Here is a 19,745-nt window from a genome sequence, read left to right on the forward strand (position 1 = left end):
GTGTAACATGCTGGCTGCAGGTGTTAAGAAGGTTAAAAAAAGGGCCGCGAGGCCCATACATCAAATCACCGAAACGATATCAGAGCTTGCTGAACTCTTTGTTGAGATTGTACTGTCTAGAGGTCACATAGGACTCCATATCTTCCACCCGACCCAGCGCAGCATCCAGACGCTCACGCGCACGCTGCAAACGAACTGCCGGGCTTTCCCCATAGCGAAACATCTTGCGCGGCCGATACGTGTGATAATTCTCGTCGTAATCCATTGCAACCTCTACATCGTCGCTACCAGTGTAACCGTCGCTAGCGTTGGCGCTATAGCGACGTCCAGAGCGGGCGTAAGCATCGGTATCGTCACCATTACTGCGGCGCAGCGGCGCCAGCAACATCCAAGCTGCGACATAAGCCCAAAAAGCCAGCGGCCCCATAAACAGAAACAGCATAACGGCGGCAATGCGCACAACCCAGTGATCGACTTCCCAGTGATCCGCCAACCCGGCACATACACCGGCGACCTTACCATCACGGGTATTACGGTACAGGTTCATCCCCCAGCCCGAGCGCCGTCGACTCTTAAAGCGTCTGGACTGACTACGATAGCCGCGACTATTTCCACTCCTACTGACGCTATCACTTGAATAGTAATCACGTCTCCTACGATGTCGTCTACCCATGAGTTACACCTCCTCCTGCTGTGTTCGCGCTCGTTGCTGGCGCCAATCTGGATGATCTGCATCCAGGATAGACTCCAATGTTTCAATACGATCTGCCAACGTGTCTACTGTTTCCAACATTTGCTCAACAGCCGCGCGATCTTCATGATTCAAACTTCTGGATGAGCGATTGACGCTGCGATAGTGCATTGTTAGCCAGATTGGAACGACCACTGTCAGAAACAGAATAGTCGGTACAAACATAAACTCGAGAAACTTCATGCTTTAGTCCCTATTCAGATTGCGCGACTGAGCTTTCTGACTTTACACCCATCTCCTGCTTGAGCCGGGCCAACTCATCGTTAAGTAGCTCATCTTCCTGTAGTGACTCAATTTCACTGGCCAGGTCCGGCGCCACCTGACGGCCGAGATCCATAGACTCCAGCTGCCCCTCCAGGTCATCCATACGGCGCTCAAACTTATCAAATTTCTGAAACGCATTATCCAATGCCTCGCGATGAATTTGACGCTTGACCTTGATGCGGGACTCTACCGTTTTGCTGCGCATTACCAGACTCTTTTGCTTGGCTCGTGCATCTGTCAGTTTCTGCTGGAGTTGGCCAATTTCTTCATTGAGCTGGTTAATATGCTCATCAGTGGCGGTCAATTCAGCGGTCACCGTTGCCAGCTCCTCCTCAATAGCACGCTTTTCCTGTAGTGCAGCTCGAGCCAGATCTTCGCGGCCCTTGGAAATCGCGAGCTTCGCCTTCTCCTCCCAGCCGCGCGCCTCCTCTGCAACCTGCTCGCAGCGTCGCTCTGCGCTCTTGCGCTCCGCCAGGATACGGGCCGAGGAACTGCGCACCTCTACCAAGGTATCTTCCATCTCCTGAATAATCAGGCGGATCATTTTCTGCGGATCTTCGGCCTGATCCAGAATGGAATTAATATTCGAATTGATAATGTCTGTCATGCGGGAAAAAATACTCATGGTCTTACTCCGAAATACAACTTAATGAAACAAGGTGCGGTGTTCGCGAGGACGGTAGGTGTCAGTCCGGGGTAGACCAAACCAGTACAACGCCTCAATCACTGCCACAATTTGTAAAAATGTCATAACAACGATCCAGGGACCGAGAAAAACGCCACCAAAAGCACAGATCACCGCTACCGCGGCATAAATCAAAACCCTTTCCTCCAATGCGCTCATCTTAACCCCCTGTTAACTCTTGATTGGGCCCTGCCACACTGCCGGCGGCTTGGGCGTGTCTGCAATGCTGCAACACCTAAGCTATTACACATTCCGTGCCAACATTGTTAAGTCATTGATATAGTTGCCTTTTAAGGTATGGAGAGGTCAAAATCCAGACCCCAATAGGTTATTTTTACTCTTTTATGGTGTATTTAGCCTTATTGATTGGTATATTTGACCTCATGCCTCGTGAACAAGAACATATGGTGGGTAATTCCATAGCCCTCAACGACACCTTGGAACACGTCTCCAGAGTGGCGCCCATAAACCGCCCGGTGTTGGTTGTTGGCGAGCGCGGAACTGGTAAAGAATTAATCGGAGAACGCCTGCACTACCTTTCAACACGCTGGGAGGGCCCGCTGGTCAAGGTCAACTGCGCAGCGATCGCCGAGCCCCTGCTCGAATCAGAGTTATTCGGACATGAGCCTGGCGCCTTTACAGGAGCGACACGCACCCATCAAGGCCGCTTTGAGCGCGCCGACGGTGGCACCCTGTTTCTCGATGAACTAGGCACTATGTCCAGCGGGCTGCAGGAGAAACTATTGCGTCTGGTTGAATACGGGGAATTCGAGCGTCTAGGCGGCCAAACCACCCTGCAGGTCGATGTCAGAGTCGTCGCCGCCACCAACGCCGACCTGCAACGCCTGGCGGCAGCAGGAGAGTTTCGGGAGGACTTGCTCGATAGACTCAGCTTCGATGTTATTCACCTGCCACCTTTGCGCCACCGCCAGAGCGATATTCCAGAACTGGCCCACCACTTTGCTGTGCAAATGTGCAGTGAACTAGGCTGGGACCTCTTCCCGGGTTTTACCAACGAGGCAGCTCTGGCCCTGCTCCGCCACCCCTGGCCAGGTAATGTCCGCGAGCTGAAAAATGCCGTGGAGCGCTCGGTCTACCGCTGGGAAACGCCAGAGCAGCCGCTCGACACAGTGGTGCTAGACCCTTTCTACAATCCATGGCAAGACCCGCCACTGGAACCAGCCGACAACGAGCGCGACACTTCTATCACCCTACCGCCCGCCCAGCCCGTTCGCGCGACTACACCTGCCACCCCTGATTTCGGCGCGGCAGTGCGCAGGCACGAGCGCGGCTTGCTGAGCAACGCGCTACAACAGCACCAACATCATCAGGGTGATACTGCTCGCGCACTGGGCCTAAGTTACGACCAATTACGCGGCCTGTTACGCAAACACGGCTTGACCGGTGCAACACGGAATCCACAGCCTTCGTGATACACTCAGATGCTATGTCCAACGCTCTGACCAACGCTCTGACCAACGCACAAACAGATCAACTGACAACCACCATAAGCACCCTGGGTAGTGCGTCATTCAGCGCCAGCCTGCTCGACTTCGTGCGCAGTTTTGCCCGCTTCGAAGCGCCCCAGAAGGTTTTTCCGACTCTGGGTTTTACCAAATCTACTACAGTAATAATGCGACCATTGAACTGGTCACCTATCTGGCGCGATCCATTGAAGGGTTAACGCCATTGGATGTTACCGACCCTTTACTGTTACTTTCTCGCAGCAGCTAACATTACCAGGGTATAAACTGCCAAAGACCCCATCAAAATAGTGCACGACATCTTGATTCACGCACTGCAGCGCAAAGGAAATCACTATGACACTGAATCTAAGCGACCGCGGCCTGCTCCATCATCAGGCCTATATCAACGGCAAGTGGGTAGACGCCGACGACAATGCCACTTTTAGCGTGAAAAACCCGGCTAGTGGTACTGAGATTATCGCCGTTGCAAAAGTTGGCCAAATCGAGACTCGTCGCGCTATAGCGGCAGCAGAAACCGCCATGCGGGACTGGCGCCAGCGTCCAGCGAAGGAACGCGCCCAGATTCTGCGCCGCTGGTTTGACCTGATGATGCAACATCAGGAAGATCTCGCGATTATTATGACAGCTGAACAGGGCAAGGTGCTTGCCGAGTCACGCGGCGAGGTTGCCTACGGCGCGTCATTCGTCGAATGGTTTGGCGAGCAGGCCAAGCGAGTAGATGGTGATGTCATACCTGGACCCGGTGCCGACCGTCGTATTGTCTGCATCAAACAACCGGTAGGCGTAGTAGCGGCTATCACTCCCTGGAACTTCCCAAACGCGATGATCGCGCGCAAGGCTGCACCTGCGCTTGCCGCCGGTTGCTCCATTGTCATCAAACCTGCCAGTGAAACTCCATTATCCGCTTTCGCCATGGCTGAATTGGCGGACCGCGCCGGGGTACCTGCCGGAGTGCTCAATGTGGTCGCGGGCAGTAGCGGCCCGATCGGCGGCGAGCTGACCAGCAACCCCGGAGTTCGCAAACTTACATTCACCGGCTCCACCCCCATCGGCAAAATGCTGCAACAGCAGTGTGCGGCCACTATGAAGAAAACATCGATGGAATTAGGCGGCAACGCCCCTTTCATCGTGTTTGATGACGCTGATATTGATGCCGCGGTTGTCGGCGCTATGATCTCCAAGTATCGCAACTCAGGGCAGACCTGTGTCTGCTCCAACCGAATATTTGTGCAAGACAAGGTTTACGAAGAATTTGTGGAAAAACTGGTCGCTGCGACCAAAGAGCTGGTTGTCGGTGACGGTATGCAAGAGGGCATCACCACTGGCCCGCTAATCAACGCCGGGGCCGTGGCTGATGTGGACGCACTGGTACAAACTTCTATTGATCAGGGCGCACAAGTAGCGCTAGGCGGCTCGCGTCATGAATTGGGCGACTGCTACTACCAGCCTACTATCCTCACCGGCGTGACTTCGGAAATGGCAGTCTTTCGCAACGAAATTTTTGGACCGGTAGCACCCGTCATTCGCTTTTCCAGCGAAGCAGAGGTAATTGCTATGGCCAACGACACTGAGTTTGGCCTGGCCTCATACTTTTATACCCGCGACATCGGTCGAGTATGGCGTGTTGCGGAGGCGCTGGATTACGGCATCGTCGGTATCAATGAGGGCATCATCTCCAACGAGATGGCGCCGTTTGGCGGGGTCAAGGAATCCGGCTCCGGACGCGAAGGCTCGAAATACGGTATGGACGATTATCTCGAGATCAAGTACATGCTGATGGGGGGGCTGTAGCTAGAAAAAGGACTAGCGACCGCAGTGGTCGCTGCCTGATAATCAGCCAATAGCGCGTTGCACCGCCGCATGCCAGGATTGTAGCCGCGCGGTACGACGCTTGGCTGACATTTGAACTTTGAATTCACGGTCAGCCCGCCACACCTTACTCACTTCTTTTTTGCCCGCCCATAAACCCACACCAATACCTGCCAGATAAGCTGCTCCAGCCACTGTGGTTTCAGTCATCACCGGTCTGATCAGTTTACGCCCTAATACGTCCGCCTGAATTTGCATCAACAGGTCGTTGGCGGCGGCACCACCGTCGACCCGCAGCGGCTTCATCGGCTTACCGAGATCCTTCTCCATCGCGCGCAGAATATCGACATTCTGTAATGCCATTGCGTCCAACGTAGCGCGGGCTATATGGCCGCGGTTAGACCCCCGGGTCAGGCCGGTCAGCGTGCCGCGCGCCTCAGGCTCCCACCAGGGTGCACCCAGCCCGGTCAGTGCCGGTACAAACTCTACCCCGTCATGATCTGTAACGCTGGCGGCCAAAGGCTCTATCGCCGCCGCCGACTTGATTAAGCCCAATTCATCGCGTAGCCACTGCACGGCGGCGCCGCACACAAAAGCACCGCCCTCTAGTGCGTAGGTGGGGGTTTTCTCCCCCGCCAACTGCCAGCCAATAGTGGTCAACACGCCGGCTTTAGAGGCCAGCATACGGTTACCGGTGTTCATGAGAATAAAAGAGCCGGTACCAAAGGTGCACTTGGCATCACCCACCGCAAAACACGCCTGCCCAAACAGCGCAGCCTGTTGATCCCCCGCCATACCCGCAACAGGTATTCCATCGGGAAGACCCGGGACACCATGAGTCACGCCCATGACACCGCTGGAGGGCACGATTTCGGGCAGGATACCCTCAGGAACCTCAAACAGCTTCAGTAATTCGCGATCCCATTTGACGGTGCCTATATTCATCAGGGAGGTACGCGAAGCATTGGAGACGTCAGTCACGTGGTGACGTCCACCGGTCAGCTTCCAGACTAAATAACTGTCGATAGTGCCGGCCCGGACCTTGTCCTTGGCCAGCAAACCCTTGATACCCTTCGCGTTCTGCAGCAACCAACGGAACTTGCTGGCAGAGAAATACGGGTCCAGCACCAAACCCGTTTTGCGCCTAACCTTGGGCTCTAGCCCTTCACTTTGCAGTTGCCGGGTATACTCGGTGGTTCTTCGACACTGCCATACGATAGCGTTGTGCAAAGCCTCGCCGGTATCGGCATGCCAAAGCAGCGAGGTTTCACGCTGGTTGGTAATGCCAATGGCGGCGATCTCAGAAGGTTTGCATAGCTTGCGCCGCTGTAAAGTGCGCAACCCCTTAACCACAGAATTCCAGATGTCTGCCGGGCGATGTTCAACCCAGCCCGGACGCGGATATATCTGCGGATACTCGTAATTGACCTCGCCACAGAGGTGACCGCGTTGATTCACCAGGGCTACCGTTGTACCGGTAGTGCCCTGGTCTATGGCGAGTATATAAGCAGCCATGGCTGCCAGACTTAGCTTTCGTAACCCGAAATAGCTTTGATTTCCAGGTAATCAGTGAAGCCGTGAGCGCCCCACTCGCGTCCGTTGCCAGACTGCTTGAAGCCACCAAACGGTACATCCATACCAGCACTCGCGCCATTGAGGTGCACATTACCCGCACGGATACGTGATGCCACCTTACGCGCGTGTTCCAGACTGCCGCTTTGAACATAGCCCGCCAGACCATAGTCGGTATCGTTGGCTATCTCTATCGCTTCTTCCTCGGTGTCGTAAGGAATCATCGTCAGTACCGGCCCAAAGATCTCTTCGCGGGCTATAGTCATCTGGTTGTTAGCTTCGGAAAAAACCGTGGGCTTGATGAAGTAGCCTTTTTCGAGACCATCAGGACGTCCAGTACCGCCGGTGACCAATTTGGCACCTTCAGCAATACCCTTTTCAATCAGTCCTTGAATCTTGTTGAACTGCACCTCAGAGACAACCGGCCCCATAGTAGTGCCTTCGGCTTTAGGATCACCGACTACAACCGACTCGGAGACCTTGGCCGCAATAGCTTCAGCTTCCGCCAACTTGGCGGCGGGCACCAACATACGTGTGGGCGCGTTACAGCTCTGCCCGGTATTGGTGTACATGTGCATCAAACCACCGGTAACCGCAGATTCGAGGTCCGCGTCATCCAGAATAATATTGGGTGACTTGCCGCCCAGTTCCTGAGTTACGCGCTTAACTGTTGGCGCAGCATTTTGTGCCACCAGGGTTCCCGCGCGGGTTGAACCGGTAAAGGACATCATATCGACGTCTTTATGCTTGGACAGTGCGGTACCCACGCCAGGACCGTCGCCATTGACCATATTGAAAACGCCAGCAGGAACGCCCGCCGCGTGCATAATCTCACTGAATACATAACCAGACAGCGGCGCTACCTCACTGGGCTTGAGCACCATGGTGCAACCCACTGCCAGCGCAGGAGCTACCTTGCAGGTGATCTGGTTAACCGGCCAGTTCCAAGGCGTAATCATACCAACAACGCCAATCGGCTCCTTGAACACACGGTGTGCTCCAATGCCCTCTTCAAACTGGAAGTCCTGGAGTACCTGCAGCGCCTGCGCAATGTGTCCAAGACCGGCACCGGCCTGTGCCTGCACTGCCAGCTTAGTGGGCGCGCCCATCTCTTCAGATATAGCGTCAGCCACGTCGTTATAGCGAGCTTTATAGGCTTCTACAATCGCCGCCAGCAGAGCGATGCGATCTTCACGGCTAGTAACAGAAAAGGTGGCAAAGGCCGCCTTTGCGGCTGCTACGGCCTTGTCGACATCGGCTTCATTACCCAGAGCAATATGACCACAGACGCCTTCTGTAGCCGGGTTAATCACGTCAAAACTGTTAGGCGCAGAGGGATCAACCCACTCACCGTTAATATAAAACTGTGTGTACTCGCGCATGCTTTTCTCCGCCTGGTTTCAGTTTAATCAAATCCGTCAGCCAACATACCAGAGTCACTGTGGGAGGCAATAGGCGGCAGCGAGATTTCGACAGCAACGATAACGGATTTTCGCTATTATCGCCGCCATTCCGATAGGCTAGAATAACCCCCTATGCAGTCGCAAAGTGCGCATCCGTTGGACTTATGCCGCTATCAGAGCTGCCTTTATCGTTACCAAAACCGGAGATACCTATGACCGCCGCCGCCATTCACAATGAAGACATGACACTGTTCCGCGATATGGCCAGACGCGCCTTCAGCCAGGAGATATTGCCCAACATAGAGTCCTGGGAAGCGGCCCATGCTGTGCCCAGAGAGCTGTGGCGGACGTTAGGTGCGGCAGGGCTGCTATGCCCGGATATGCCCGAAGAGTTTGGCGCCGCTGGCACCACCGCCCAGGTAACTCTGGCCATGATCGAAGAGCTCTCTCACATGGGTTTCGGCGGTATCGCCAGCGGGTACGGCATTCACTCCAATATCGTAGCCCCCTATATCAACCACTTCGGTAGCGATGCACAGCGCCAGTACTGGTTACCCAAAATGGTCACCGGTGACGCACTGGGAGCGCTGGCGATGACTGAGCCAGGTGCCGGATCTGACGTGCAGGCCATCAGATCTAACGCCGTCCGCGATGGCGACGAGTGGATACTCAACGGCTCGAAAGTCTTTATCACCAACGGCATGCTTGCAGATATCGTAGTGGTCGCCGCCATCACTGACCCGGGCAAGGGCGCCAAAGGCACTTCACTGTTTCTGGTGGACGCCACCCTGCCTGGATTCTCCCGCGGCCAGAAAATTGAAAAAATTGGCCAACACACCAGCGACACCGCGGAGCTATTCTTCAATGACGTGCGCCTACCGGCGGACGCACTGTTGGGGGAAGAAAACAAAGGCTTTGTCATCATGATGACTGAGCTGCCGCGGGAGCGTCTCGGTATTGGCGCGCAGGCCGTGGCAGCGGCTGAAGGCGCGCTGGAAATAACCGTGGATTACGTCAAAGAGCGTAAAGCGTTCGGACAAACCATAGGCGCATTTCAGAATACTCGCTTCAAGTTGGCAGACGTAAAAACCCGAATTGCCCTGAACCGGGCTTTTTACGATCAGTGTGCCGAGGCCTACAACCGCGGTGAACTCAGCGCCGACAACGCCGCGATGCTGAAGCTGGCAACCTGCGAGATGCAGTGTGAGGTCATCGACGACTGCCTGCAGTTGTTCGGTGGTTACGGCTATACGGTTGAATATCCGATTAGCCGCTTCTATGTAGACGCTCGTATTCAGCGTATCTACGGCGGCACTTCAGAGATTATGCGCGAACTGGTAGCGCGCACCATGCTCGGTAAGGCCTAAGCTCTAACCACCACTGAGCGTGCAGAGCTGACGAGTGCTCGTTAACTCTGCAGCTTGGATAACTCGGCGATCTCAGCATCACTCAGCCCGAGCATACCTTTGAGGACTTCCTCGTTGTGACTGCCCACTTCTTGACCGGGCCAATCGGTGCGCCCCGGCGTGCCACTAAGCTTGGGCATAATGGCCGGAATCTTCAGTGACTTACCGTCTATGTCCACTTCCTCAAACATACCTCGCGCATTGAAATGGGGATCGGCCATCTGGTCTTCAACATTGTAGATGAGGCCAACCGGCACCCCTTCCGCCTCCAGTGTGTCAATAATGTGTTTTGCAGGATGACCCGCGCACCAGGCCGCCAAGGCCGCGTCGATTTCAGGTTCATGCTCTACCCGCCCCTCGTTATTAGCCATCTCCGGGTTCTCCGCCATCTCCGGGTGCCCGGCGGCAATCATCAGGCGTTTGTAAATAGAGTCGCCGTTACCGCCGATCACTACAAATTTACCATCGGCGCAGGTATAGGTATTAGTAGGTACGATGCCGGTTACGGTGGTACCTGAGGCCTCGCGCACCACGCCCGCTCCGGAAAACTCCGGCACTACGCCTTCCATCAGGTTAAACATGGATTCATACAGCGCTACATCCACCACCTGGCCCTTGCCATCGGCAGAGTTCATGCGCTGCAGCAAAGACATACAGACTCCCAGCGCCGCATGAATACCAGAAATCGTATCACCGATACTAAGGTTCGGGCGCACTGGCGGTTCGCCAGGGAAACCATTCACATAACGAAATCCGCTGATACCTTCTGTGACCGAGGCATAGCCGGGTTTGGATGAATAAGGGCCGGTCTGGCCGTAGCCAGAAATACGCGCGTAAATCAGTCCAGGATTGTCAGCCTCGAGATCCTCAGGGCCCAGACCCCATTTTTCAATAACGCCAGGCCGAAAGTTTTCTACCACTACGTCTGCGGTTTTCAACAGCTCCTTGACTAACTCGCGACCGCGCTCGGTTTTTAGATCCAACGTCACGCTTTTTTTGTTGCGCCCCAGACTTCGGTACCAGTGCGCCGTGCCATTTTCTACCACGCGCCAGCCGCGGATCGGATCACCCGCTCCGGGTGGCTCAATCTTGATGACCTCTGCGCCAAAGTAACCCAGGATAGAACCGGTAAAAGGACCCGCCAGTAATTGGCCCAGCTCTATCACCCGGATGCCATCCAGGGGACGCGCAGTGTTTGCTTCAGTCATAATTACTCCTCAAATTCAGGGGGCCTATTCTACATAAAAATCATTGCGTTGCCGTGATACTTACCACGCTGAAGCAGCCGAGCTATGATTCGTAACCGAGAATACCAGGAGCCAATATGACAGATCATGATCGCACCAACCCCGCCACGTCGCTGTTCACTGTTAGCGCTGAGGTTCAGCCACAGTGGATAGACTACAACGGCCATATGAACATGGGCTACTACGTGGTTGCCTTTGACGAGCTGTCGACCGATGCGTGGTTCACTTCACTAGATATCGGCGCCGAGCACTTCAAAAGGTGCAACAATTCCACCTTCACGCTCGGTTGCAACATAGACTATCTGCGTGAAGTATTCGCCGGCGACCGGCTCCGCCTGACCACCCAGCTCATCGATTATGACCACAAGCGCCTGCACTACTACCACTGCATGTACAACGAAGACAAAGACTATCTGGCAGCCACTAATGAGTGTCTTACCCTTTACGTCGATATGGAGACACGACGCAGCACCAGCTTTGGCGCTGACTATATGCAGCGTTTCGAGCAAGAATTGCAAAGGGGCCAGGCCCACGGAATGCCCGCAGGTTTTGGACGCAAGCTGGGAATACGCCGCAGCAGTTAGTCCGCCTCCTCCTCGCGCAATTTGACCGGTCCAAACTGGTCGGCAAACTTACCCTGCATGGGCGCATAAAAATCCCGGAAGTACTGCATATCAGCGCTTATATCACCGCTTGGCACCAGCGCGGGACCAAAGCCACCGCGCTTTTGCCCAAAGTCCAGATACGACGGCACGATAGGCACCTTCGCCTCGCGGGCAATGTGATAGAACCCGGATTTCCAGTAGTCAGTGCGCGTACGCGTGCCTTCCGCCGGAACCGCAATCACCAGCGCTCCCAGACCGTCAAAAGTGGCGGCCATATCCTCTACCACATTACTATTGCGATGGCGCACGATCGGCAGTCCACCAAACGCGCGCATCAACCACCCCAGCGGCGGCTGAAACAGACTGTGCTTGGCGAGAAATTTAATGCGTATATCAAACGCGGCGGCGAACAGCAGCATCAGCGGGAAATCCCAGTTGGAGGTGTGCGGTGCGGCTATCAGCACGTAGCTTTCCGGCTGTGGCCGCTCTCCCTCTATCCGCCAGCCAAAACTTCTCAGAACCAGGCGCGCGCAACGACTCTTGAAGCTACTCATGGCTTATTGCATCTCCAAAGCATGCTGCCCGACGGTCACCGTACTACCGCGTTGTTCAAGGCCCGCGGCGCCAGTATCCATGCGCTGGGCGCGGTTGAGGGAGCGTGGCAGATCCTGCCAATTGGACGCTCCCCAGCGGTGCGTTGGTAGCGGCTCGGTCAGGTCACTAATGTCCACCACCGACACAAAGCTAAACAGCGGCTGAATACCCTGCCCACCGCCAAGCTCGCGGTCCCAGCGCAACAGGGTGCTGTCGGTCAATCGATGTTCGGTGTCGAAGGCCAGCAGAAGAAATTCGCCACGGGTATCCGCTGCGCCCCAGTCTATCGACAGAAAATCGGCGCCTATGGCACGCAAACTGACCCCGACCTGATTCTCCTGTATTTGCCAATACTCCCATGCCAGCACATACCCACTGCTTAACGCTGACAGCCTAACCGGAGGCCCTAGTGCAGAGAGCACCTCACCAACGCCGACTCCCGGCGTTTGCACCCGCTCCAGATCTGCGGCGGGTAACGCTTGTCCGATGTCATAGCGGGACACGCTGCAACCCCCACTCACCAATAGCAGACACAGCAACAACGCACGCCGTGCCATCAGGGACTCGCAGCCACGTAACTGGAATACTCGGTGAGACTATCGTTGGCATCAAAAAAGAAAACAGCGCGATCGTAGCGGGTTTCAACATCAAACTGATTGTATAAGATCAGAATCAGGCCCTCGCCATTAGACTTTTCAAACAAGTAGTAAAGAACGGTTTCATCGCCCAAGGCGATAATCTGTGAGGGTGGACCCAGCGCAGCCAAAACCTCAGAGCGCGTAGTTTGGCCCGCCACCATGGACTCCATAATGGCCGGTTCCCACGTCACTTCAACACCACGATTATCGGTATATTGGGCGCAGCCAGACAGCAACACCGCACAAGTAATCAGCCCACAAACCCGTAACAGCAGGTTCCGAAAACACAAGCCAAACCGCATGCAAATAAGCCTTTTTGGGGAAATTGATCGCGCAACAGCATAAAACACATTGAAGGTGAGTGATAGCTGATTCTTGCGCTCTGAGCGAGGCATCTCTACCATGTACAGCTTTTGACTGGAGCCATTTCATGGACCGTAAGTTACTGATCACGCTGCACCTTTATCTCTCCGCCTTTTTCGCACCGGCGGTCATTCTGGTCGCGTTATCCGGCGGTCTCTATTTACTCGGCATCAAGGGCACCGTAGCGGTAGAACCGGTCTACTCCGGGCCAGCGGTAGCGTTTGCAATTGACGCGAACTCGCCAACGCTGAAGCAGGATGTGAAAGTGCTGCTTTCCACCGCTGGTGTTAATGATTTTGAGTTCGACTACGTCAAGGTCAAGGGGAATACCTTGTACACGCGCCCCACCTCCGCAGAACACTATCAGTTCAAGTTATCGGCGGACGCGGTCGAAGTCATTCACGCCATTCCCAGTCTGCAAAATCGCATGATTGAATTACACAAAGGCCATGGTCCAACGGCATTCAAGACCTTTCAGAAAGCCTTCGCAGTGGGCTTGCTGCTGGTCATCCTGAGTGGCTTATGGCTGGGTATTTCAGCTGCACGACTGCGACCCAAAACCCTGCTCAGCACTGGAGCTGGCACGCTGCTGTTTGTACTGCTGCTGCTTTAAAGCAGGCCAGCCGCCTGCAGCACGGCCATACCCAGGGTTATACTGGGCAACGATAACAGGGTGGTGACCAGCACAATGTTGGCAGCCAAAGCTCCGTTGCCACCCACCGCCACCACCATCACAAAACTGGCAGTCGCAACCGGCCCTGCCAGCAGCAGAAACAGCACGCCCAACTCTTCACCGCGCACCCCCCAGGCCAAAGCAATCAATACGGTGATTAACGGCGCCACTACCAATCGCCAGACACTGGCATCCAGCGTTGCGCGGCCCGATTCCCGCAGCGACTTTAAACTCAGCGCGGCGCCGATAACCAGTACCGCTAATGGCAGCACCAGTAACGCATAAGCATTGCCCACCTGATAGGCCCACCCGGGCAGCGTCCAGCCGGCAATAGACACCAGCATACCCACGGCTATACCAACCACCAGTGGGTTGCGTGCTATACCCAACAGAACGCCCAGCGGCGACGCACTCCTGCCATGCGCTCGATTCAGCACGTAAACCGCGAGCACGTTATAAACTACCGTTAGCACCGCCACTGGCAATGCCGCCATCACCAGCCCACGTTCGCCGTAGGCACTGGCGCACAGCGCGATTCCAATAATCCCCAAATTAGAACGGAACACTGCCTGCAGAAATACGCCATGATCAGCTTGCGGAAACCGGCGCCAGCGGCCATAGCAGTGTCCCAGCAGCGTAATGACCAAGACACTGAAGATGCCAGCCTGCAGATAGGTCGAGCCAGTCACTTGCGAATAGTCAACGCGACTGGCACCCAGCCCAAGAATAATCGGCATACCATAGCGGAATACCCACAGCGAAAGGCGTTCCGCCAACACCGGACCGAGCCAACCCAAGCGCCGCGCGATAGCACCCAGCAACACCCAGAGAAAAATCGGCCCGGTGACCTTAATCGCCGCCACCAGCGCCATAATTCCAGCTGAAATCATATATTTTTCAATAGCTTATTTTAATGACTGAAAGCATAGTCTGCTGCGACTACAGGCCCAAAGCGCGCTAATGCTCAGGGCCTGCGCTAGCCTCCAGATTAACATCTATTGACGGTGACAGTTCAATCGCAGTTGTCGCGTTCAAGGTATAGGCGTGCCGAATACCTGACTACCGACCATCGCCTGCAAGCTCTTGCTCCAACTGATTAGCCACCTGTCGCGGCAGCGCCGTATTCCTCGCCAATAACGCATAGGCAACCGGAATCACCAGGAGCGTGATCAGTGTGGCCGTAACCACCCCGCACATAACGACGATACCTATGACCATCCGTGCCTCATGTCCCGGCCCGGCGGCCAGCGCCAGCGGGGCCGCGCCCATCACCGTGGTTATAGCAGTCATAATGATCGGACGCAGACGCAACGCAGCACCGCGCAGAACAGCCTGCTCGAACTCTACACCCTGGCCACGTAATTGGTTTATAAATTCAACAATGAGTATGCCGTTCTTGGTCGCCAGGCCTATCAACATAATTAGGCCCACCTGCGAATAAATATTCAGCGTTTGCTCAAAAAACAGCAGCCCCCCTAGCCCGCCCACCAATGCCAAAGGCACGGTCAACAGAATAACAAAGGGGTGTACGAAAGATTCAAACTGAGCGGCAATGACCATATAAACTACCAACAGCGCCAGCATAAAGACAAACAGCACGGCGCGGTCGGTAGTCTTGTACTCCAGCGATTCGCCCTTGTAGTCAAAGCTCGCTTCCGCCGGCAATTCTTCCTGCACCAGCTGCTCCAGATAAGCCAGCGCCTCTCCCAGAGAATAGTCACCGACGGTATCCGCCGTAATTGTCAGCGCGCGCACGCGGTTATAGCGGTTCAAGGTTCCAGCATCCGCCTGTTCGGTCAGGGTTACCAGATTGGAAAGCGGTATTAACTCGTTGGTGCGGTCAGAACGCACGTAAATATCCTGCAAGTCATTGAGCGAAGATTGTTCGCTGCGCTCACCCTCCAAAATTACGTCATATTCTCGTCCACCCATAATAAACGTGGTCACATTACGCGAGCCCAGCAGTGTCTCCAGGGTGCTGCTGATATTCATCAGGCTGACGCCAAGGTCACCGGCACGATCGCGATCGACACTCACCCGTAGCTGAGGATTAGTCGGGAAAAAATCTGTATTCACTCCGGTCAAACCTGGGTTTTCACGTATCTTTTCGATGAGAATTTCCTGCCAATCCGCGAGGTCGTCGTAAGTATTACCCCCCACCACAAACTGCACGGGGTCGGCATTGCTGCCACCCATAGACCGCGGGCCGCGGGCATAGACAGCCGCCCCAGGGAAATTAGCAGTGCGCTGACGAATTTCAGCCAACACCTCTGCGGTTGGTTTACGCCCGCGCTCCCAATCTGGCAACACCGCCATCACAAAGGCTGAGCTGAAATTGCCGGCGGCACCGAAGGAAGGTGCCCGCACCAGCAGTCGCTTGACGTCACCCGCCTCTACCAATGGTAGCAAGCGTTCCTCCAGCAACAACGCCTGGCGCCGGGTGTACTCATAGGATGATCCTTGCGGCGTCTGTATCACCGACCAGATCATGCCGCGATCCTCCGGCGGCGCATATTCACCCGGCACCTCTTGGAACAAGATATAGGTGGCTGCCAAACTTGCCGCCAGAATGGCAAGCACCACTACAGGCATGCGCAGCAACTTGACCAGCAGGCGCTGATACGCGTCTTCCACGCGACGACTCAGTGCCTCGACAAAATCCGCCATGCCGTTGTGAATTTTGTCGGAGCGCAACAACTGACTGGCGATCACCGGCGCCAGCGTTAAGGCAACCACAGAGGAAAAAAACACGGCCACTGCCATGGTCACGGCAAACTCACTAAAAAGACGCCCGATATCTCCCTGCAGAAACAGGATCGGTACGAACACAGATATCAGCACCAGCGTGGTAGCAACCACGGCGAAGCCGACTTGTCGTGTTCCATTGAATGCTGCCAGCAACGGTGATTCGCCCGCCACCAGGCGCCGATGAATGTTCTCTAACACCACGATGCTATCATCGACCACCAGCCCTATCGACAGCACCAGCGCCAGCAGCGTCAAAAGGTTTATGCTATAGCCAAATACCGACAGCAAAGAGAATGTCGCCACCAGTGAGATCGGTACCGTTATTGCAGGAATCAACAGACTGCGTAGATCACCCAGAAACAAAAATATGACAAAAACTACCAGCAACGCCGCAATCAGCAGCGTTTTGTATACTTCCCGAATCGCTGCCTCAACAAAAATCGAATTGTCGAAGCTCTTCATCAGCCGAATTGTGGGCGGAAACTGCTCATTGAGTCGATCTATCTCCGCATTGATCAGGCGGCTCACCTGCACCGCATTCGCGGTGCTCTGTTTCACGATACCCAAACCCACAATGGGCTCACCATTACCGTTATAGAATGCGCGCGACTCGGCGCTGCCCAGTTCCACTCGCGCAATGTCACCGATCCGAACCAGATGACCATCAGCGCCCTTACGCAGCACCATGTTGCTGAAGTCCTCGGCGTTCAGGTAGGAGCGCTCGATGCGCACCACGAAATCGCGCTCCAAAGACTTCACAGTGCCCGCCGGCAGTTCTACGTTCTGGTTGCGAATCGTATTCTCGACATCGGCGACTGTTATTTGTCGGGCAGCCAGCGCCTGCCGGTCCAGCCAGATGCGCATAGCGTAAACCTGAGCCCCGGATATGCGCACTCGGGAAACTCCGCCCAGCGCAGCAAAGCGATCTTCGAGATAGCGACGCACATAGTCGGTGCGCTCCAGAATGTTCATGCCATCCGCCTCGAGATGGGTCCACACCAACACCTGCTCATCATTTTCGGACTTCATAACCTCTGGAGGATCCGCAGCCTCCGGCAACAACTGCAGCACCCGAGAGACACGATCACGGACGTCGTTGGTAGCAGCGTCTATGTCCCGATCCAGGTGAAACTCCAGACGAATCGTAGACTCGCCATCCCGACTGGTTGAGGTCATAGACTTAACACCGGCCAGGCCAGAAATGCGATCTTCAAGCACTTCGGTTATCCGGTTCTCGACCACCGCCGCAGCCGCACCTGAGTAACGGGTTTCAATGGTCACCACTGCCGGGTCTATGTCAGGGTATTCGCGCAACGGCAGACGCTCGAAAGACAGCAGACCAAAGGCTAGCAATAAACCGCTTAAAACGACTGCCAGTACCGGTCTGCGTACCGCCGTATCAGAAATCCACATCAGGGAGTAATCCGCTCTACCAGAGCCTGCTCACCACGCAAACGTGCCACGCCTTCGTGCACCACTTGCTCTCCAACCTCAAGGCCTGCCGTCACCTCTACCCAGCCGGGAATTCTGGAGCCCAGCTGCACCGCAACGCGGGTTGCTTGATCACCCTCCAATAGCCACACAAAGTGATCTTTGGCGCGCGATACCAGGGCCTGCTCCGGGATGACCAGCGCCTGACGCTCGGGACCCTGTAATATCAATGTCATCAACATACCCGGCCGCAAGCGCCCGTCGCCGTTATCAAACCTGGCTCGCGCCGTCAGTGACCGGTTATCCGGGTTCACCCGGCTGTCAATAGCACTGACTACGCCGCTAAAGGTATCACTATAAGCGGCTGTGTTAGCCATCACTGGCTGGCCAACAATGAGAAAAGCCAGCGAACGTGACGGTACGGTAAAATCGAGTCGCATGCGGGAAAGATCGTCCAGCGTCACAATACCCTCACCGGGACTAATCAGTGCGCCCGCACTGACCTGACGCAAACCAAGCACGCCGTCAAAGGGTGCTGTAATCGTTCGGTCGGCGATGCGTGCATTACTTTGCGCAATTTTACTGCGGGCAATAGCTGCCAGTGTTTTACGTTGATCAACCTCGGTCTCCGCAACCTGATTCCGCCGCGCGAGATCTTCCAGCCGCGCCACCTCCCGCTCCTGTTCTGCCAGCATTGCCTGCTGTTCACGCAAGGCGGCTGCCTCTTCGCTCTGCTGCAACCGCGCGAGTAAGGCACCCCGCAGCACTCGCTGCCCGTCTTCGAAATGCAGAGAATCAATGGTCTCGGTGACACTCGCGGTAATCACCACCGACTCCCAGGCCCGCAACGTACCCAAAGCTGCCACACGATCGCTAAACGGGCGCGTCTGTACTGTCCAGACCGTTACCGGCACCGGCGGTCGTTGCGCCTTGCCAGCAACCGCAGGATCCTGGTCTGCCAACAACAGCCACCCTGCCAGACACACGCCAGCAATCAGTAGCAGCCCCAGAATTCGCACCATACTATTCCATCTCATCCATAAGCGGCCTGGGAAACAGACCGTTCTTGTTGTTCGCGAAGCGTGGTACCGGCTGCACCACTTTCCACTGTTCCACTATCATACCGTTACGCACGCGAAACAGGTCAGCCGCAGCCAGCACGGGGATATCCGCCTCGCGAATTTCCTGCACCCGACTTAATATCCATACCAGATCATGCTGCGCCAGCACCAATTGCACCGTTATCGCGCCCGGACGCCGCTGCGCCCGCTCTAACATAGCCACAAGAGACTCACGCCCAGCGGGTATACCCGGCAGATGTAATTGAAACTCTGGTGCCAGATAACGCTCAACCAACTCCCGCACTGGCTCTGCATTCTGCTGCAAACCATCCAAGTAACTGCGCACCAGCTCACGGTTCAGATTGGTCTCGGCTGCTGTGGTGGTAAAACGAGCAGAATACTCTGTGCGACCCAACCATAGCGGCTGCGGTTGCCGCTCCTGGCTGGGAATCAGGTCCAGCTGGCGCGGCACGACGAAGCTGAACAGCAGATTATCAAGCCAGCCTGCCTCCAAAGGCTGCAGATAACTCAAGTACGCCTGCCACTTGCCGCTATCGGAAAACTGCAGCAAGTCAAAGTTATGTGAGCGCAACGGGCCCAGACGCCCGCCCCGGTGGATCACCAGCCAGGGCGGATCATAAAGCAGCAGCGCGGTGTCCTCCATAATATTGGGAGCCCCGCCACGCGGGTGACCCTCTACGCCAGCCAGTGCCAGTAATCCCTCGCGCCCGGGCGCCAGCATCGGATCATGTTGTTGAAAGTTGCGCGCCAGAACCTTATTCAGCAGCGGCTCATCCAGATTTGCAAAAGCCTGTGCAGTATTCAGCAGCGCTGCAGCAGCCATCTCGGAATGCGGCTCGACACTATGGTCTACCCAAGCCTTGAATTCAGGGTAGTCGTGAACCTCAACTCGATCCGCGGTATTGGAATCTTCAGCGCAGCCAGATACTAACAGCAGCAAGCCAATAAGCAGGGAACGTGCCCCGACCACGAACCATCTGTGCGGCG

Annotated in this window: 20 protein-coding genes; 6 read left to right on the forward strand and 14 right to left on the reverse strand. The window is 55.5% G+C overall.

The genetic code is table 11. The features are described 5' to 3' along the window. Window positions 1-79 precede the first annotated feature (79 nt). The 4 genes from EYC98_RS12000 to EYC98_RS12015 form a co-directional block, all read right to left on the reverse strand. A complete protein-coding gene (locus tag EYC98_RS12000) occupies window positions 80-547 on the reverse strand; it encodes a PspC domain-containing protein (protein WP_279245581.1) in 468 nt (155 codons plus the stop codon). A gap of 129 nt (window positions 548-676) precedes the next feature. Beyond that, entirely contained in the window at window positions 677-934 is a 258-nt protein-coding gene (gene pspB, locus EYC98_RS12005) for an envelope stress response membrane protein PspB (RefSeq protein WP_279245582.1), read from the reverse strand. 10 nt (window positions 935-944) lie between these two features. After that, window positions 945-1,640 carry a phage shock protein PspA gene (gene pspA / locus EYC98_RS12010; RefSeq protein WP_279245583.1) on the reverse strand — a complete coding sequence of 232 codons (696 nt, stop codon included), beginning with the start codon at window positions 1,638-1,640 and terminating at the stop codon, window positions 945-947. A 21-nt stretch (window positions 1,641-1,661) separates the two neighbouring features. Next, on the reverse strand, window positions 1,662-1,859 hold the full coding sequence (locus tag EYC98_RS12015; RefSeq protein ID WP_279245584.1) for a hypothetical protein: 198 nt from the start codon (window positions 1,857-1,859) through the stop codon (window positions 1,662-1,664). Window positions 1,860-2,083: 224 nt separating this feature from the next. Between EYC98_RS12015 and pspF the strand changes: the two genes are divergently transcribed. From pspF to EYC98_RS12030, 3 genes are all read left to right on the forward strand, one after another. Further along, window positions 2,084-3,133 (forward strand): phage shock protein operon transcriptional activator, encoded by a 1,050-nt coding sequence (gene pspF, locus EYC98_RS12020; protein ID WP_279245585.1) that lies wholly within the window; start codon window positions 2,084-2,086, stop codon window positions 3,131-3,133. Then, window positions 3,130-3,384 (forward strand): hypothetical protein, encoded by a 255-nt coding sequence (locus tag EYC98_RS21860; RefSeq protein ID WP_279245586.1) that lies wholly within the window; start codon window positions 3,130-3,132, stop codon window positions 3,382-3,384. The genes pspF and EYC98_RS21860 overlap by 4 nt, the downstream gene beginning before the upstream one ends. A gap of 136 nt (window positions 3,385-3,520) precedes the next feature. After that, window positions 3,521-4,978: an NAD-dependent succinate-semialdehyde dehydrogenase gene (locus tag EYC98_RS12030; RefSeq protein WP_279245587.1), complete on the forward strand. Its 1,458-nt coding sequence runs from the start codon at window positions 3,521-3,523 to the stop codon at window positions 4,976-4,978. Window positions 4,979-5,020: 42 nt separating this feature from the next. On the opposite strand, the gene glpK is transcribed toward EYC98_RS12030, so the two are convergent. Together glpK and EYC98_RS12040 are read right to left on the reverse strand one after the other, a co-directional pair. After that, a complete protein-coding gene (gene glpK, locus EYC98_RS12035; RefSeq protein ID WP_279245588.1) occupies window positions 5,021-6,511 on the reverse strand; it encodes a glycerol kinase GlpK in 1,491 nt (496 codons plus the stop codon). Between the two features lie 11 nt (window positions 6,512-6,522). Beyond that, entirely contained in the window at window positions 6,523-7,950 is a 1,428-nt protein-coding gene (locus EYC98_RS12040) for an aldehyde dehydrogenase family protein (RefSeq protein WP_279245589.1), read from the reverse strand. Window positions 7,951-8,183: 233 nt separating this feature from the next. On the opposite strand from EYC98_RS12040, the gene EYC98_RS12045 reads away from it, so the two are divergent. Next, on the forward strand, window positions 8,184-9,338 hold the full coding sequence (locus EYC98_RS12045) for an acyl-CoA dehydrogenase family protein (RefSeq protein ID WP_279245590.1): 1,155 nt from the start codon (window positions 8,184-8,186) through the stop codon (window positions 9,336-9,338). Window positions 9,339-9,379: 41 nt separating this feature from the next. Here EYC98_RS12045 and EYC98_RS12050 read toward each other — a convergent pair whose 3' ends face one another. Beyond that, complete coding sequence (locus tag EYC98_RS12050) at window positions 9,380-10,585, reverse strand: CaiB/BaiF CoA transferase family protein (RefSeq protein ID WP_279245591.1); 1,206 nt, start codon at window positions 10,583-10,585, stop codon at window positions 9,380-9,382. Between the two features lie 116 nt (window positions 10,586-10,701). Between EYC98_RS12050 and EYC98_RS12055 the strand changes: the two genes are divergently transcribed. Then, window positions 10,702-11,208: a thioesterase family protein gene (locus EYC98_RS12055; RefSeq protein WP_279245592.1), complete on the forward strand. Its 507-nt coding sequence runs from the start codon at window positions 10,702-10,704 to the stop codon at window positions 11,206-11,208. Here the strand turns inward: EYC98_RS12055 and EYC98_RS12060 are convergent. Genes EYC98_RS12060 through EYC98_RS12070 form a run of 3 tightly spaced genes read right to left on the reverse strand, consistent with a single transcriptional unit; the run spans window position 11,205 to window position 12,763 of the window. Beyond that, window positions 11,205-11,783 carry a lysophospholipid acyltransferase family protein gene (locus EYC98_RS12060; protein WP_279245593.1) on the reverse strand — a complete coding sequence of 193 codons (579 nt, stop codon included), beginning with the start codon at window positions 11,781-11,783 and terminating at the stop codon, window positions 11,205-11,207. The two genes, EYC98_RS12055 and EYC98_RS12060, sit on opposite strands and share 4 nt — an antisense overlap. Window positions 11,784-11,786: 3 nt before the next feature. Continuing rightward, on the reverse strand, window positions 11,787-12,380 hold the full coding sequence (locus EYC98_RS12065; RefSeq protein ID WP_279245594.1) for a hypothetical protein: 594 nt from the start codon (window positions 12,378-12,380) through the stop codon (window positions 11,787-11,789). Then, window positions 12,380-12,763: a hypothetical protein gene (locus EYC98_RS12070; protein ID WP_279245595.1), complete on the reverse strand. Its 384-nt coding sequence runs from the start codon at window positions 12,761-12,763 to the stop codon at window positions 12,380-12,382. The genes EYC98_RS12065 and EYC98_RS12070 overlap by 1 nt, the downstream gene beginning before the upstream one ends. Window positions 12,764-12,891: 128 nt before the next feature. Between EYC98_RS12070 and EYC98_RS12075 the strand changes: the two genes are divergently transcribed. Next, window positions 12,892-13,437: a PepSY-associated TM helix domain-containing protein gene (locus EYC98_RS12075; RefSeq protein ID WP_279245596.1), complete on the forward strand. Its 546-nt coding sequence runs from the start codon at window positions 12,892-12,894 to the stop codon at window positions 13,435-13,437. Here the strand turns inward: EYC98_RS12075 and EYC98_RS12080 are convergent. From EYC98_RS12080 to EYC98_RS12095, 4 genes are all read right to left on the reverse strand, one after another. After that, window positions 13,434-14,387, reverse strand: a complete 954-nt coding sequence (locus EYC98_RS12080; RefSeq protein WP_279245597.1) for an AEC family transporter — start codon at window positions 14,385-14,387, stop codon at window positions 13,434-13,436. The two genes, EYC98_RS12075 and EYC98_RS12080, sit on opposite strands and share 4 nt — an antisense overlap. Window positions 14,388-14,556: 169 nt before the next feature. Next, window positions 14,557-17,658, reverse strand: a complete 3,102-nt coding sequence (locus EYC98_RS12085) for an efflux RND transporter permease subunit (RefSeq protein ID WP_279245598.1) — start codon at window positions 17,656-17,658, stop codon at window positions 14,557-14,559. Continuing rightward, window positions 17,658-18,713 (reverse strand): efflux RND transporter periplasmic adaptor subunit, encoded by a 1,056-nt coding sequence (locus tag EYC98_RS12090; RefSeq protein ID WP_279245599.1) that lies wholly within the window; start codon window positions 18,711-18,713, stop codon window positions 17,658-17,660. Before EYC98_RS12090 ends, EYC98_RS12085 begins: the two co-directional genes overlap by 1 nt. After that, window positions 18,700-19,728: a nuclear transport factor 2 family protein gene (locus EYC98_RS12095; protein ID WP_279245600.1), complete on the reverse strand. Its 1,029-nt coding sequence runs from the start codon at window positions 19,726-19,728 to the stop codon at window positions 18,700-18,702. Before EYC98_RS12095 ends, EYC98_RS12090 begins: the two co-directional genes overlap by 14 nt. Between the last annotated feature and the right edge of the window lie 17 nt (window positions 19,729-19,745).

Origin of the sequence: Candidatus Litorirhabdus singularis (genome assembly GCF_026262625.1) — a bacterium.
Taxonomy (GTDB): domain Bacteria; phylum Pseudomonadota; class Gammaproteobacteria; order Pseudomonadales; family Halieaceae; genus Litorirhabdus; species Litorirhabdus singularis.